The 15,122-nt window shown below is 64.4% G+C and carries 14 protein-coding genes; 10 read left to right on the plus strand and 4 right to left on the minus strand.

The window, feature by feature from the left end:
* Positions 1 to 102: 102 nt before the first annotated feature.
* From hda to VC352_RS04435, 3 genes are all read right to left on the minus strand, one after another.
* Positions 103 to 807, minus strand: a complete 705-nt coding sequence (gene hda, locus VC352_RS04425) for a DnaA regulatory inactivator Hda (protein WP_268183226.1) — start codon at positions 805 to 807, stop codon at positions 103 to 105.
* Complete coding sequence (locus VC352_RS04430; protein ID WP_322978373.1) at positions 804 to 1,886, minus strand: AI-2E family transporter; 1,083 nt, start codon at positions 1,884 to 1,886, stop codon at positions 804 to 806. Before VC352_RS04430 ends, hda begins: the two co-directional genes overlap by 4 nt.
* A 66-nt stretch (positions 1,887 to 1,952) precedes the next feature.
* Positions 1,953 to 3,002, minus strand: a complete 1,050-nt coding sequence (locus VC352_RS04435) for a DUF2066 domain-containing protein (RefSeq protein ID WP_322978374.1) — start codon at positions 3,000 to 3,002, stop codon at positions 1,953 to 1,955.
* Between the two features lie 241 nt (positions 3,003 to 3,243).
* Between VC352_RS04435 and purM the strand changes: the two genes are divergently transcribed.
* From purM to VC352_RS04450, 3 genes are read left to right on the plus strand one after another with little or no spacing between them, the layout of a single operon-like run.
* Complete coding sequence (gene purM, locus VC352_RS04440; protein WP_322978375.1) at positions 3,244 to 4,302, plus strand: phosphoribosylformylglycinamidine cyclo-ligase; 1,059 nt, start codon at positions 3,244 to 3,246, stop codon at positions 4,300 to 4,302.
* The gene (gene purN / locus VC352_RS04445) at positions 4,302 to 4,946 is read left to right on the plus strand and encodes a phosphoribosylglycinamide formyltransferase (RefSeq protein ID WP_322978376.1); all 645 of its coding nucleotides are present in this window, start codon (positions 4,302 to 4,304) and stop codon (positions 4,944 to 4,946) included. The genes purM and purN overlap by 1 nt, the downstream gene beginning before the upstream one ends.
* An 8-nt stretch (positions 4,947 to 4,954) precedes the next feature.
* The gene (locus VC352_RS04450; protein ID WP_322978377.1) at positions 4,955 to 5,671 is read left to right on the plus strand and encodes a DUF3108 domain-containing protein; all 717 of its coding nucleotides are present in this window, start codon (positions 4,955 to 4,957) and stop codon (positions 5,669 to 5,671) included.
* A gap of 57 nt (positions 5,672 to 5,728) precedes the next feature.
* Here VC352_RS04450 and VC352_RS04455 read toward each other — a convergent pair whose 3' ends face one another.
* Positions 5,729 to 6,937: an ammonium transporter gene (locus VC352_RS04455; RefSeq protein WP_322978378.1), complete on the minus strand. Its 1,209-nt coding sequence runs from the start codon at positions 6,935 to 6,937 to the stop codon at positions 5,729 to 5,731.
* A gap of 357 nt (positions 6,938 to 7,294) precedes the next feature.
* Between VC352_RS04455 and VC352_RS04460 the strand changes: the two genes are divergently transcribed.
* The 7 genes from VC352_RS04460 to VC352_RS04490 all read left to right on the plus strand — a co-directional run bounded on the left by VC352_RS04460 (position 7,295) and on the right by VC352_RS04490 (position 15,094).
* Positions 7,295 to 7,612, plus strand: coding sequence for a YqjD family protein (locus tag VC352_RS04460; protein WP_322978379.1), 318 nt, complete (start codon positions 7,295 to 7,297; stop codon positions 7,610 to 7,612).
* 10 nt (positions 7,613 to 7,622) lie between these two features.
* Positions 7,623 to 7,982 carry a phage holin family protein gene (locus VC352_RS04465; protein ID WP_322978380.1) on the plus strand — a complete coding sequence of 120 codons (360 nt, stop codon included), beginning with the start codon at positions 7,623 to 7,625 and terminating at the stop codon, positions 7,980 to 7,982.
* Positions 7,979 to 8,308, plus strand: coding sequence for a hypothetical protein (locus tag VC352_RS04470; RefSeq protein WP_322978381.1), 330 nt, complete (start codon positions 7,979 to 7,981; stop codon positions 8,306 to 8,308). The genes VC352_RS04465 and VC352_RS04470 overlap by 4 nt, the downstream gene beginning before the upstream one ends.
* Positions 8,309 to 8,406: 98 nt before the next feature.
* Positions 8,407 to 9,570, plus strand: coding sequence for an EAL domain-containing protein (locus VC352_RS04475; protein WP_322978382.1), 1,164 nt, complete (start codon positions 8,407 to 8,409; stop codon positions 9,568 to 9,570).
* Between the two features lie 69 nt (positions 9,571 to 9,639).
* Positions 9,640 to 10,971, plus strand: a complete 1,332-nt coding sequence (locus VC352_RS04480; RefSeq protein ID WP_322978383.1) for a deoxyguanosinetriphosphate triphosphohydrolase — start codon at positions 9,640 to 9,642, stop codon at positions 10,969 to 10,971.
* Positions 10,972 to 10,977: 6 nt separating this feature from the next.
* The gene (locus VC352_RS04485) at positions 10,978 to 12,042 is read left to right on the plus strand and encodes an FUSC family protein (protein ID WP_322978384.1); all 1,065 of its coding nucleotides are present in this window, start codon (positions 10,978 to 10,980) and stop codon (positions 12,040 to 12,042) included.
* Between the two features lie 100 nt (positions 12,043 to 12,142).
* Positions 12,143 to 15,094 (plus strand): HD domain-containing phosphohydrolase, encoded by a 2,952-nt coding sequence (locus VC352_RS04490; RefSeq protein ID WP_322978385.1) that lies wholly within the window; start codon positions 12,143 to 12,145, stop codon positions 15,092 to 15,094.
* Positions 15,095 to 15,122 lie beyond the last annotated feature (28 nt).

Raw genomic sequence — 15,122 nt, forward strand, 5'->3', positions numbered from 1 at the left:
AAGTTCGCGAGCAACCCGTGGCCCGGATGAAATACGGGGATGGAGTGGGAAGGTTCCCGGATTGCATCCAGGCTACGCTCTGCAGCTTGAAGCTGCAGCCCTTCACCAGCCCAGGGTTTCCTTGAGGAAAGGAATGGTCAGCTTGCGTTGTGCCTGCAGCGAGGCCTGATCGAGGCGTTCGAGCAGTTCGAACAGTGCGCTCATGCCGCGCTCGCCACGGGTGAGGATGAAACGCCCGACCTCGTCGCTCATCTGCAGGCCGCGGCGCGATGCGCGTAGCTGCAGGGCACGCAGCTTGTCCTCGTCGGACAGCTCGTGCAGCTGGAAGACCAGCGCCAGGGTCAGCCGCGACTTGAGATCGGGCAACTGGATCGGCAATTCGCGCGGCGACATGGTGCCGGCCAGCAACAAACGCCGACCACTGTCACGCAAGCGGTTGAACAGGTGGAACAGGCCCTCTTCCCAGTCACTGCGGCCAGCGATTGCATCCAGATCATCGAGGCAGACCAGCTCGCACTGCTCCAAGTTGTCGAGCAGCTCCGGGCCATGCTGCACCACCTCGCCCAGCGGCAGATACACCACCGCCTCGCCACGCTGCTCAAAGCGCAAGCACGCTGCCTGCAACAGGTGGCTGCGCCCGACACCTTCGGCGCCCCACAGGTAGATCAGGCTCTCCGTCCAGCCCGCATCGGCCTCGCACAGACGCTCGACATAGCCCAAGGCCGCGGCATTGGCACCAGGGTAATAGTTGGCGAAGGTGGCGTCGTCGCGCAGACGCACCCCCAAGGGAAGCTGGATGGGTTTCATGTCGGGGGCTCGTGGGAACCGCTGTTCTCTCCGTAAAGGCCGGAAAGTTTATATAAATCATGAGCATGACGCAGCAAAACCATGATCACCGCCGCCACCGGCAGGGCCAGCAGCACCCCGGTGAAGCCGAACAGCTGGCCACCGGCGAGGATGGCGAAGATCACCGCCACCGGATGCAGGCCGATGCGATCACCCACCAGCAGCGGGGTCAGCACCATGCCTTCGAGCAATTGGCCAATCATGAACACCACCCCAATGCCGATCAGCGGATAGGGGTCGAGGCCGAACTGGAAGAGCGCGGCGGTCAGCGCCGCACCGATGCCGACGATGAAGCCCATGTACGGCACGATGCTCGCCAGGCCGGCCAGCACGCCGATCAAAAGCCCCAGTTCCAGGCCCACGAACATCAGGCCAACGGCATAAACGACACTCAGTGCCAGCATCACCATCAGTTGTCCACGCAGGAAGGCGCCGAGCACTTCATGGCATTCACCCGCCAGCTTGACCACCAGTCCTTCGCGCTGGCGCGGCAGCAGGCGGCGTAGGCGCTCGACCAGCAAATCCCAGTCACGCATCAGGTAGAAGCTGACCACCGGAATCAGCAGCAGGTTGCCCAGCCAGGCCAGCAGTGCCAGACCCGACGACGTCGCCTGGGCCAGCACGGTCTTGAGCACGTCGGTGGTCTTGCCGAGGTTGTCGGAGAACACCTGCTTGAGCTGATCGACCTGCAACACGTCGTTGCTCACGCCAAGGTGCGACTGCGACCAGGGCAAGGCCGTGCCCTGCAGCCAGTCGAGCATTTCCGGCGCCAGTTGATACAGGCGCACCAGTTGCCGCCCCAGCATCGGCACCAACACCAGCAACAGGATCAGCAAGGCCAGTGTGAACAGGGCGAAGACCACCACTACGCCACCAGTGCGCGACAGACGATGGCGCTCCAGGCGATCGACCAGCGGGTCGCCCATATAGGCCAGCAGGATGCCGACCAAAAAGGGGGAAAGAATCGGGTGCAGCAGATACAGCAACCAGCCGAGCAGAAACAGCCCAGCCATCCATAGCCAGCGAGTGGAATCGGTCATCCTCGGCTCCTTGGTATCGGGGCGCGCCACACAGGCGCTCCGGCCGGACGGCCAGAGCGCGGCAGTTTACCAGCGGAAATGCAGGGCGTTGTTGCTTGGCTGCACAGGCGTGGAAACCGGAGCACCCGGGGCCTGGCCAGCGGCGGCGGGCGCCGGTGTCGGCGCGATTTGCGGCGCTGCTTCTTCCTGCAACTGGCCCAGAGCCAATTGGGCGCGCAACTGATCGGCGCTGGCGCTGACCTGATAGGTCAGTTGCTTGCCGTTGACTGCCACCAGGCGCGGGGCGAACGGCTCGAGCAGGCGCTCGACGGCCGCGAAACGGTTCAGATCGGCACCGTCGAGCACCAGCGTCAGACTTTGCGCAGCACCCGGCTTGATGACGAAACGCGGCGCCAGGCGCTCGTTGACCGCCAGCATCACGGCATCGGCCAGGGCGGCCTGATCGGCAGCCTCGACACTGCCCTGCTCGCGCTCCTCGCCGATCCACAGGCGCCATTGCGCCTGCCACTTGTCATCGCGCTGCGTTGCCCGCACCGCCAGCAGCGCGTCCGCGCCATAACGTTCGGAGGCATCGCGCAGAGCCTGCGGATCATTGGCCGCGAGACCTTCCGGGGTGGCCACCAGTTGCTCGCTGAGATCGGCCATCGGCAGGCGCAGCGGCAGCCCGCGATGCTGAGCGGCATCGCGCAGTGGCGCGGCCTCCGCCTGGCTCTCGCCGACCAGTTGGCTGCCATCGCTGGTCTCGTTGAGCCACCAGGTGAGGATGGCCGGGCGATTGGCGCCCCACAGCGGCAGTCCGGCGCCACGCAGCAAACGTTCGGTGCTGGCCGGATCGAAGTCCACCATCAGTGCGTCGCCCTCGTAGCCGAACTGACTGACGATCTGCTGAGGATCCTTGCGCAGGCCGTCCAGCCCCGGATTGTTCACAGCCTTGGCGTCACCGGTCAGGCGTTGCACCAGGGTCTGCAGCGCCCGCTGCATGGCCTCGTCGCGGCTGGCAGGCTCCTGATCGGCAACCGGCTCACGCACCTGATACAGGCCACTGACCGGCGCCGCCATGACAGGCAGGCAGAGCAGCGACAGGCAGAACAGCAACAGACGGAGGAACGGACGCATGATGGGCTCTCGCAGAAGGAACGACGGCGCGGGGCCGTAAAGGGCCTATACCTTAAACAGCCGCTGACGACCGGGCAACCGGCGATGCCGAGCGCGACGAAGCGCATGCGCGTGAGTGGCCGCTACCGGGCAAGCCTGATAAAATCGCGCGCCTTCGCCAGCCGGTAGGCGCGCCGGGCTCCTTGGATGAGCCTGCGCCATGTCGGCGCTACCCGAACTCCCCATTCAAAGGCCCGGATCTATGAGCAAGCAACCCTCCATCAGCTACAAGGACGCAGGCGTCGACATCGATGCCGGTGAAGCCCTGGTCGAGCGCATCAAAGGCGTGGCCAAGCGCACTGCCCGTCCGGAAGTCATGGGTGGCCTGGGTGGCTTCGGCGCCCTGTGCGAGATCCCGGCCGGTTACAAGCAGCCGGTGCTGGTCTCCGGCACCGACGGCGTCGGCACCAAGCTGCGCCTGGCGCTGAACCTGAACAAGCACGACAGCATCGGCCAGGATCTGGTCGCCATGTGCGTCAACGACCTGGTGGTCTGTGGCGCCGAGCCGCTGTTCTTCCTCGACTACTACGCCACTGGCAAACTCAACGTCGACGTCGCCGCCACCGTGGTCACCGGCATCGGCGCTGGCTGCGAGCTGGCTGGCTGCTCCCTGGTCGGTGGTGAAACCGCCGAGATGCCGGGCATGTACGAAGGCGAAGACTACGACCTGGCCGGTTTCTGCGTCGGCGTGGTGGAAAAGAGCGAAATCATCGACGGCTCCAAGGTCGTCACCGGCGACGCGCTGATCGCCCTGCCCTCCTCCGGCCCACACTCCAACGGCTACTCGCTGATCCGCAAGATCATCGAAGTCTCCGGCGCCGACATCGAGCAGGTGCAACTGGACGGCAAGGCCCTGGCTGACCTGCTGATGGCGCCGACCCGCATCTACGTCAAGCCGCTGCTCAAGCTGATCAAGGAAACCGGCGCGGTCAAGGCCATGGCTCACATCACCGGTGGCGGCCTGCTGGACAACATCCCGCGCGTACTGCCGCAAGGCGCCCAGGCGGTGATCGACGTGGCCAGCTGGAATCGCCCAGCCGTGTTCGACTGGCTGCAGGAACAAGGCAACGTCGACGAGCATGAAATGCACCGCGTGCTGAACTGCGGTGTCGGCATGGTCATCTGCGTCGCTCAGGATCAGGTCGAAGCCGCTCTGAGCAGCCTGCGCGCCAGCGGCGAGCAACCTTGGGTCATCGGCCAGATCGCCGCGGCCGCCGACGGTGCCGAACAGGTCGTACTGAACAACCTGAAAGCTCACTGATGCCCTGCAATGTCGTCGTCCTGATCTCCGGATCAGGCAGCAATCTGCAAGCGCTGATCGACAGCTGCACGCATGACGACAACCCGGCACGCATCCGCGCGGTGATTTCCAACCGCGCGGACGCCTACGGTCTGCAGCGCGCGCAGCAGGCCGGCATTGCCACCCGCGTACTCGATCACAAGCACTACGACGGCCGCGAAGCCTTCGATGCCGCATTGATCGAGGCCATCGACGCCCATCAGCCCGATCTGGTGGTGCTGGCCGGTTTCATGCGCATCCTCTCCCCGGGTTTCGTCAAGCACTACAGCGGACGTCTGATCAACATTCATCCGTCCCTGCTGCCTCGCCACAAGGGCCTGCACACCCATCAACGCGCCCTGGAAGCTGGCGATACGGAGCACGGCTGCAGCGTGCACTTCGTGACCGAGGAACTCGATGGTGGCCCTCTGGTCGTACAAGCTGTGCTGCCCGTGCTGGCAGACGACACGGCCGAGCGCCTGGCCAGCCGCGTGCACCAGCAGGAACACCGCATCTACCCGCTGGCGGTACGCTGGTTCGCTGCGGGCCGCTTGCGTCTTGGCGCTCAAGGCGCAATGCTGGATGGCCAGCCGCTGCCCGCCAGCGGCCACGTGATTCGAACCTAGGAGACTTTATGCGTCGCGCCCTGTTGTTCGCCCTGACCCTGTTCAGCCTGCCGGCTTTCTCGGCAGAACTGGAACCCTTCTCCGCCAGCTACACCGCAGACTGGAAGCAACTGCCGGTCAGTGGCAGCGCCGAACGCAGCCTCGAGAAAGTCGATGGTGAGCGCTGGAAACTGGATTTCGAGGCATCGATGCTGGTCGCCGGCCTGACCGAACAAAGCACCTTCACGCTCGATAACGGCACGCTGCTGCCGCTGAGCTACCGCTTCGACCGCAGCGGCCTGGGCAAGAGCAAGAAGGTCGAGCAGGACTTCGACTGGCAGCAGAAGCAGGTCATCGGCAGCGACCGCGACAATGCCGTGCGCCTGCCACTCAATCGCGGCCTGCTGGACAAGTCCAGCTACCAGATCGCCCTGCAGCTCGACGTCGCCGACGGCAAGCAGAGCATGAGCTACCAGGTCGTCGATGGCGATGAAGTCGAGACCTATGACTTCCGTGTACTGGGCGAGGAAGTGGTACGCACGCGCGCAGGCCTGATCGACGCGATCAAGGTCGAACGCGTGCGCGACCCCACCCAGAGCAGCCGCAAGACCGTACTCTGGTTCGCCAAGGATTGGGGCCATTTGCTGGTGCGCCTGCATCAGGTGGAAACCGACGGCAAGGAATACCAGATCATGCTCAAGGAGGGCACGGTCAACGGCAAGCAGGTCGAAGGCCGCAAAGGCTGATCTTCAGCGATGAAAAAGCCGGGCCAATGCCCGGCTTTTTCACGCCCGTAGCAAACCTCAGTCGTGGCTCACCGAGCCGATCTTGTGAATCGACAGGTCGGCGCCATTGAACTCCTCTTCCTGACCCAGGCGAATCCCCAGGGTCGCCTTCAGCAGGCCATACACGGCAAAGCCACCCACCAGCGCAACCAGCACACCGACAGCCGTGCCGATCAGCTGGCTGGCCAGGCTCACACCACCCAGACCACCAAAACTTTCCTGGGCGAAGATGCCACACGCGATCCCGCCCCAGACGCCGCACAGGCCATGCAATGGCCATACGCCGAGTACGTCGTCGATCTTCCATTTTACCTGCGTGGCGGTGAAGGCCCAGACGAACAGTGCACCGGCAATCAGGCCGGTGAACAGCGCGCCTACCGGATGCATCAGATCCGAGCCTGCGCAAACGGCCACCAGGCCTGCCAGCGGGCCGTTATGCAGAAAGCCGGGATCGTTACGCCCCACCAGCAGGGCCGCCATGGTGCCGCCGACCATGGCCATCAGCGAGTTGACCGCCACCAGGCCGCTGATGTTTTCCAGATTCTGCGCGCTCATGACGTTGAAACCGAACCAGCCGATGATCAGGATCCATGAGCCCAGCGCCAGGAACGGGATATTCGACGGCGCCATCGCCACCAGACGACCATCGCGGTAGCGGCCATTGCGCCGGCCAAGCAGCATGACCGCACCGAAGGCCAACCAGCCACCGACGCCGTGCACCACCACGGATCCGGCAAAATCGTGGAAGCTGGCACCGAAATGCGCCTCCAGCCAGGCCTGGAAGCCATGGTTGCCGTTCCAGATCAGCCCTTCGAAGAAGGGGTAGACGAACGCCACGATCAGCACGGTGGCGCACAACTGCGGGCAGAACTTGGCACGCTCGGCGATGCCACCGGAGATGATCGCAGGAATGGCCGCGGCGAAGGTCAACAGGAAGAAGAACTTCACCAGACCGTAGCCATGGTTTTCGGTGAGCACGGCAGCCGGCTCGAGAAAGGTAATGCCGTAGGCCACCCAGTAGCCGACGAAGAAATACGCCAACGCCGAAACGGCGAAGTCCGAAAGAATCTTCGATAGCGCGTTGACCTGGTTCTTCTGCCTGACGGTTCCTACCTCGAGGAAGGCGAAACCGGCGTGCATGGCCAGCACCATGATCGCACCCAGCAGGATGAACAGCGTGTTGGAACCATGCACCAGCGAGGCGACGGCACTGTTGAGGTTTTCCATCTAAGACGAGGGCTCCGAAAATGGAAAAAGCACCAAATGAAAGCAAACCCTGGCAACTGCGCACCAGCAAGTGGCAAGCCAGACGGCATCGCCCGATACTGGCGCTGCACGACGGCACCAAAATGGCACCGTCAGCTTCTTTCGAAAAGGTACTTATTTTTTATTTATCAATAGGTTAATAGCGATTTCGGCCATCCTGACCCCACCCGAAAAAGCCCCATCAAAGGGCACGATCGAGGCATCACGCACCAGCACAATGCAATCGATGTACCAGCACACAGTTTGCTAATCTGACTGAACCCTCAAGGCCGTTCTGCACTCACAAGCCTTACATTCACCACGCAGAGGATGCGCACGATGCCCCGCAAAACTGCCGCTTCATCTCAACAAGACAGCCTGCTCGACGAGTTCCAGGCCCTGGTCAACGACACCGAGAAACTGCTGCAGCACTCCGCCAGCCTGGCCGGCGAGCAGGCCGATCATCTGCGCGAGGACATCCGCAGCAGCCTGTCTCGCGCCCGCGAAACCCTGCAGCACGCCGAGACCAGCCTGCGCGAGCAGGGCAAGATCGCCGTCGACGCCACCGAAGACTATGTGCACAAGCACCCCTGGCAGGCGCTCGGACTCTCGGCTGCCATCGGCATGCTGATCGGCCTGCTCCTGAGCCGACGCTGATACCGTGCAGATGAGCGATAGCCCTTCGCCGCGCCGCCTTGGCGGCGCCCTGCTCGGCTGGCTCCAGGGTCACCTGGAGCTGGTCGGCCACGAACTGGAAGAACAGCGCAGCCAGGCGTTGCGCATCCTACTGCTGGGCGGGCTGAGCCTGGGCTTCGCCCTGCTGCTGCTGATCGGCTTGTCCGCGTTGCTGCTGATCCTCTACTGGGACACCCATCGCCTGGCCGTGGCCATCGGGCTTTGTGCGTTCTATGGCATCGGCCTGTTGCTCTGCGCCGGCTGGCTGCTGGTCAGCCTGTTGCGTGCGCCCGCCCCGTTCAGCGCCAGCCTGGAAGAACTGCAACGTGACCGGGAGCAACTGCTGCCATGAGCCTACCCACACTGCCCAGTAATGCCTCGCGCCGTGAGTTGCGCAAAGCCATGTTGCGCATGCGCCTGGAAATGCGCCGCCAGGAAATCCGCCATGAGGCGCTGCTGCTGACCCAACCCTTGCGCCAGGCGAAAGACTTCGGCCTCAGCCTGCGTAGCGGCAGCGCACCAATATGGCTCACCGGTGGTGCCTTGGCCCTGGCTGGCCTCATCGGCGGCAAACGCGGCTGGCGCCGCTGGCTGCGCCTGGCCCTGCTGCTGGCGCCACTGCTCAGGCGCCGTAATTCCAACGCCCCTGCCACTCCGAGCGATATGACCAGCCGATAATTTTTTCGCTGGTCTATACCGCCTGGCCGCGATCTTGCTTAGTCGAGCCGTCTGCTTATCCAATAGCCATAACACAGCTCACAACTAAGGATGCCCAGGTGATCGACGGACTGCCTTTCGCCGTCTTCCAGCCCTTCATCGACACGGCAACCGGGCGCATTGCCGGGGTCGAAGCGCTGGCACGGCTGCGCGATGAGCACGGCCAGGCGCGCTCGGCTGGCCCTCTGTTCGCCGATCCCAAAACGCCGCCAGCGGCCCTGCGCCGGCTCGATCGCCAGGTTCGCGAAGATGCCCTGATGCGCTTTCACGAAGCGCCCAAGGACTGGTTTCTCAGCCTCAACATCTCACCGCGCTGGATCAGCCGCCTGCGCCCCACTCAGCCTTTGCCCAGCCTCATCCAGCTGGAACGCAGCGGCATCGAACCGGGCCGCATCGTCTTCGAGATCACCGAGCTGGGGGGCGCCAGTCAGCGCCTGCCACACGTGGTCGCGCAGTACCGCGAGGCCGGGGCACGCATCGCCATCGACGATTTCGGTGCCGGCTACTCGCAGCTCGACCGCGTACTGGCGCTGCAGCCGGACATCCTCAAGCTGGACATGCGCCTGTTCCAGGAGGCCGCCCGTGGTGGCCCCAGCGGTGAAGTGGTCAAGGCACTGGCACAGATGGCCGAGAAAACCGGCTGCTGGATCATCGCCGAGGGCGTGGAAACCGAGGCCGAGCTGAATTTCGCGCTGGAATGCGGCGCCCGCTACGTACAAGGCTTCCTGTTCGCCCGACCCGAGCGCGAACTGTTCGCCAGCGACGCCTTCGTCGGCCGTTTCGCCCACCTGCGCGACAGCTACGTGCAGCACAAGCTGTCCGAGCGCGCACGCTTGGTGAACATGCGCCAGCAACTGGCCGAACTGATGAGCGAGCTCAAGGCCTGGGCCGAAAGCGGCGCCTCGGCCGAGGCCCTGCGCCCACCGGATGGCTACCCCTGGCTGCTGCGCATCTACCAATGCGACCGTCATGGCACGCAACTCACGCCCAACCTGGAGTGGCGCGCACAACGCTGGCAGGCCGACAACCGCTATCTGGGCCACAACTGGTCGTGGCGACCGTACTTCTACCAACTGCTCGCCGAAGGTTGGGAAGAACGCCGCCTGACGCTCTCCAGCACCTACCGCGACGCCACCAGCAACCAGTACTGCCTGACGGCTGGCCAGTTCATAGATAACGGCCGTCGCCTGCTACTGGTCGACATCGACGCCGCCGGCCTGTAATCCGCGACTTGCAGGCAACCGCCCGAACACCCAAGCTAGGGGCCTTGATCAACCCGGCGAGGATCGGCCTTGGATTGGCATACCCTGCTCACCCGCGAACGTCTCGGCAAACCAGCGCCCAGCTCGGCCGAGTTGGGCCGTAGCCCGTTTCACAAGGATCATGACCGCATCATCTTCTCCGGCGCCTTTCGCCGCCTGGGACGCAAGACCCAGGTGCACCCGGTATCGAGCAACGACCATATCCATACCCGCCTGACCCACTCGCTGGAGGTCAGCTGCGTCGGCCGCTCGCTGGCGATGCGTGTCGGCGAGATGATCCGCGACGAACTGCCCGACTGGTGCGAGCCGAGCGATCTGGGCATGGTCGTGCAGTCGGCCTGCCTGGCCCATGACATCGGCAACCCGCCGTTCGGCCATTCCGGCGAGGATGCCATCCGCCACTGGTTCCAGCAGGCCGCCGGCAAGGGCTGGCTGGACGCCATGAGCGATGCCGAACGCGACGACTTTCTCAACTTCGAGGGCAATGCCCAGGGCTTTCGTGTACTCACCCAGCTGGAATACCACCAGTTCGACGGTGGCACGCGCCTCACCTACGCCACCCTGGGCACGTACCTCAAATACCCCTGGACGGCGCGCCACGCCGAAGCCCTGGGCTACAAGAAGCACAAGTTCGGCTGCTACCAGAGCGAGTTGCCGCTGCTCGAACAGATCGCGGCCAAGCTGGAGCTGCCCCAGCTGGAAAGCCAGCGCTGGGCGCGCCACCCGCTGGTCTATCTGATGGAAGCCGCGGACGACATCTGCTACGGCCTGATCGACCTGGAAGACGGCGTCGAGATGGAACTGCTCGACTACAGCGAAGTGGAAGCCCTGCTGCTCGACCTGGTCGGCGATGACCTGCCGGAAACCTACCGTCAGCTCGGCCCGAAGGATTCACGCCGGCGCAAGCTGGCGATCCTGCGTGGCAAGGCCATCGAGCACCTGACCAACGCTGCCGCCGGCGCGTTCGTCGAGCAACAGCAGGATCTGCTGCGCGGCGCCCTGCAGGGTGATCTGGTCGAGCACATGCACGGCTCGGCCAAACGTTGCGTGCAGCATGCCAAGGCCCTTGCGCGAGAGAAGATCTTCCACGACAAGCGCAAAACCCTGCACGAGATCGGCGCTTATACCACTCTGGAGATCCTGCTCAACGCCTTCTGCGGCGCGGCACTGGAGCTGCACAGCGGCCGCCCGCTGTCGTTCAAGCACCAACGCATCCTCGATCTGCTCAGTTACTATGCGCCGGAGCCGGGCTGGCCGCTTTATCGCTCGTTCATGCGGGTGATCGATTTCATCGCCGGCATGACCGACAGCTATGCAACCGAAATGGCCCGGGAAATGACCGGTCGCTCCAGCCCCATCTAGGCGTCCATGAAGAACCTGATTCGCAACAGCTTCACCTGGCATGCCGGGCCACCCGCCTGGGGCCCCGCCGTGATCGCCGGGCTGGGCTGCGCCCTGCCCTTGCTGCTGGGCCTGTTTACCTCGCACACGGGCTTTCTCTGGGCGTCGGTGGGCGCGTTTCAGGCGGCGCAGGCCAATCCGCTGCATCGCTTCGGCATGCTGCGCATGCTGCTACTCACCGCCCTTGGCGCCTGCAGCGCCGGCCTGGGTTTCTGGGCCGGCAGCCATCCGCTGATCAGCCTCGCGCTGTTCGCCACGTTCGGCCTGCTGCTGGCCTGGCTGCAACGCTTCGGCAGCGAGGCAGGCAAGCTCGGCATCGGCCTGTCGATCTGTCTGTGCCTCGGCCAGGGCCAGTTCGGCATGGGCAACTTGCACAACCCCTATGCCGTAGCCACGCTGTTCAGCCTCGGCGGCCTGTGGGTGATGCTGCTGGCGTTCGGTCTGCGCGGCGTGCATGGCCTGCGCATGTGGCCCTACATGCCGCGCGTGATCAGCCTGCTCAAGGTACTGCGTCGACATGCCCAGCGTCTGCCGCGTCGCCAGTGGCGCCTGCACGCACTGGCCTGCATGCTGGCCTTTGCCGCATCGGGGCTGGTGGTCAACCTCGCCGGCTTGTCGCGCGGCTATTGGTTGACCTTGGCAGTGATCACCACGCTGCAGCTGGATTTTCACAACAGCCTGGTGCGTGCCGTTCAGGCCAGCCTCGCCAGCCTTGCTGCCGCCGGGCTGCTGATCCTGCTCGGGCACAGCCTGCAGAGCCCGCCGATGATGGTGATGATGCTGCTGCCGCTGATCGTCCTCAGCCGCGCCCTGCAGGCCAATCACTATGGCCTGTTCGTCCTGCAGACCAGCCTGTGTTTCGTGCTGCTGGCCGAAAGTCTTTCGCGCGACTGGCATCTGCCCGAAGTGCGCCTGTTCAACGCGCTGATCGGCACCGCCCTGGCGCTGGCGGTGGCCTTGCTGATCCATGCGCTGCAATTGCGCCTGGGAAAAACGCCAGGCAGTGCACAGACCGACAAGACTCAGCACTGACGTCCCAGCAAGTCGGCCAACTCTTCACTACGCTTCAGAGGGCTCGCCTTATCAGCCAGCCCGAACCGTCGTCCGCAGCGCGACCAAGGAGTGAAGAGCGATGCTCAAGGCAGCAGTTCCCCGCGAACGCCGTTTTCCCCTGCACGTTCACATCAGCGTGCTGTTCACCCTGCTTCTGCTCTTTACCGGCGTTGTGCTCGGCCTGTTCAACTACCGACAGACCAGCCACCTGATCTTCTCCAGCAGCAGCACGCTGTTCGAGCGTATCCAGCTCGACGTCGAGAAGGATCTGGACAGCACCTACCGACCCATTCGCCACCTGCTCAGCCTGATCGCACTCAACCCCTCGACCCAGGCCGACAACCTCGACGACCGCCTCGCCCTGCTACCGCTGTTCGTCCAGGCGCTGCGCGACAACCCCAAACTGGCGTCGATCTATCTCGGCTACGAGGATGGCGACTTCTTCATGGTGCGCCCCCTGCGCAGCGACGTACTCAAGGAGCGCTTCGATGCCCCGGACAAGGCCGCCTTTCAGGTCTGGGCCATCGAGCGCAGCAGCATTGGCACGGCCAGCGACTACCTGTTCTATGACGGCTCGCTGAATCTGCTGAGCCGCCGGCAGAACCTCAGCGAGCGCTACGATCCGCGCGAGCGCGACTGGTTCAAGCGCGCCCGGGGTGATGGCGGGCAGATTACGACCGCGCCCTACCTGTTCTTCTCCACCCAGGAGATCGGCACCACCCTGGCACGCCGTACCGGGTTGACCACCGTGCTGGCGGCCGATCTCACCCTCGACGACCTGTCCGCCACCCTCGCCGCCCATCGTGTGACGCCCAACAGCGAAGTGGTGCTGGCGGACAGCGACGGCAATGCGGTCGCCTATCCGGACAGCAGCCGCTTGCTGGCAGAGAAAGATGGGCGCACCAGCCGGGTCAAGGTGCGCGACCTCAATCCCGCACTCGGCGAGCTGCTCGAACGCAACCTGGGCGAGCAAAGCCAGGGCGTGATCGAACTGGCTCATCAGCGCTGGGTCATGGCTCAGCGCCATATTCGTGAAGGCGGCCCGCAAGGGCTGAATCTGGCCCTGCTGGTGCCGGAGCACGAATTGCTGGCCGAGGCCTATCGCATCCGCTGGCAGGGCGCCCTGATCACCCTGACCACGCTGCTGCTGTGCCTGCCACTGGGCTGGCTGACCTCGCGGCTGGTGGTCAAGCCGCTGCGCTCGCTGGTCGAGGAAGCCGAGGCCATTCGCCGCTTCGACTTCGGCCATCCGGCCAGCGGCCGCTCGCCGATCCTCGAAGTCGACCAGTTGGCGCTGTCCATGACCCACATGAAGGACACGCTGTCACGCTTTCTCGACATCGCCGCCAGCCTCTCGGCGGAAACCCGCTTCGAGACGCTGATCAAGCGGGTGATGGATTCCACCGTGGCCATCAGCGAGGCTCAGGGCGGGCTGCTCTACCTGCTCGACGCCGACAGCGCGCGCCTGGAGCCCCAGGGTGTGTTGATCGACGGCGAAAGCCAGTCCATAGCGGCGCTCGGCATCGAGGCGTTGCAGCGTGATGACAGCAGCCTGCCGGCATGGCTCAGCGGCCCGGCACGCGGTGGCAATAGCGTCGCGACCTCAATCGGCTTCGACCAGGCCGGCCAGTTCCGCGGTCTGCTGTCGGCCATGGATAGCCCGCGCCTGCACCTGATCGCCGCCGGCCTGCACAATCGCCAGGGCGAAACGGTCGGTGTGCTGGTGCTGCTGCAGCGCGATAGCGGCGAACAGGACGACAGCATGCTCAGCCCCGAGCGCGTGGCATTCGTCGATGCGGTTTCCGGCAGCGCAGCCCTGTGTATCGAAAGCCAGCGTCTGCTGGCCCGGCAGAAACAGCTGCTGGACGCCTTCATCCAGTTGATCGCTGGCGCCATCGACGCCAAGAGCCCCTACACCGGCGGCCATTGCCAGCGCGTGCCGGAAATCACCCTGATGCTCGCCGAGGCTGCGGCCAATAGCGATGCACCGGCCTTTAGCGACTACCAACCCAACGAGGAAGAGTGGGAAGCACTGCATATCGCGGCCTGGCTGCACGACTGCGGCAAGGTCACCACCCCGGAATACGTGGTGGACAAGGCCACCAAGCTGGAAACCCTGTACGACCGCATCCACGAAATACGCATGCGCTTCGAAGTGCTCAAGCGCGATGCCTGGGTCAGCTACTGGAAAGGCTGCGCCGAGGGTGGCGATACGCAGGCATTGGCCCTGCTGCGCGACGAGTTGCTGGGCCAACTCGACGACGAATTCGCCTTCGTCGCCCACACCAACCTCGGCGGAGAAGCCATGGCCGAAGCCGATCTCGCCCGCCTCCAGCAGATCGCCCAGCGCCGCTGGCTGCGCACGCTCGACAACCGTCTTGGGGTGTCCTGGGAAGAGGCCCAACGCCTGGAGCGCACGCCAGCGGCCGCTCTGCCGGTCGCCGAGCCGCTGCTGGCCGATCGCCCCGAGCACCTGATCGAACGCGCCGAACAGGAGCGCATCGATGCGGACAACCCCTGGGGTTTCCAACTGGAAGTGCCCACCTACAAATTCAACCGCGGCGAACTGCACAACCTCGGCATCGGCCGAGGCACGCTGACGGCCGAGGAGCGCTACATCATCAACCACCACATCGTGCAGACCATACTCATGCTCAGCCGCCTGCCATTTCCACGGCACCTGCAGAACGTCGCCGAGATCGCTGGCGGTCATCATGAAAAAATGGACGGCAGCGGCTACCCCAAGCGCCTGACACGCGAGCAGATGAGCCTGCCGGCCAGGATGATGGCCATCGCCGATATCTTCGAAGCCCTGACGGCGGTAGATCGCCCTTACAAAAAGGGCAAGACACTATCCGAGGCGCTGAACATCATGGCCGGGATGTGCCGAGGCGCGCATATCGACCCCGATTTGTTCGCGCTCTTCATTCGTTCGGGCGTCGCAATGCGTTACGCCGAACGTTTCATGCAGAAGCAGCAGATCGATGCGCTGGACGAACAGGCCATCCTGGCGAAGGCAGGGCTGGCCTGAACGAGCAAAGAGAGAGTGCCGGGAGCCC

Source organism: Pseudomonas sp. C11, from assembly GCF_034683865.1.
GTDB lineage: Bacteria > Pseudomonadota > Gammaproteobacteria > Pseudomonadales > Pseudomonadaceae > Aquipseudomonas.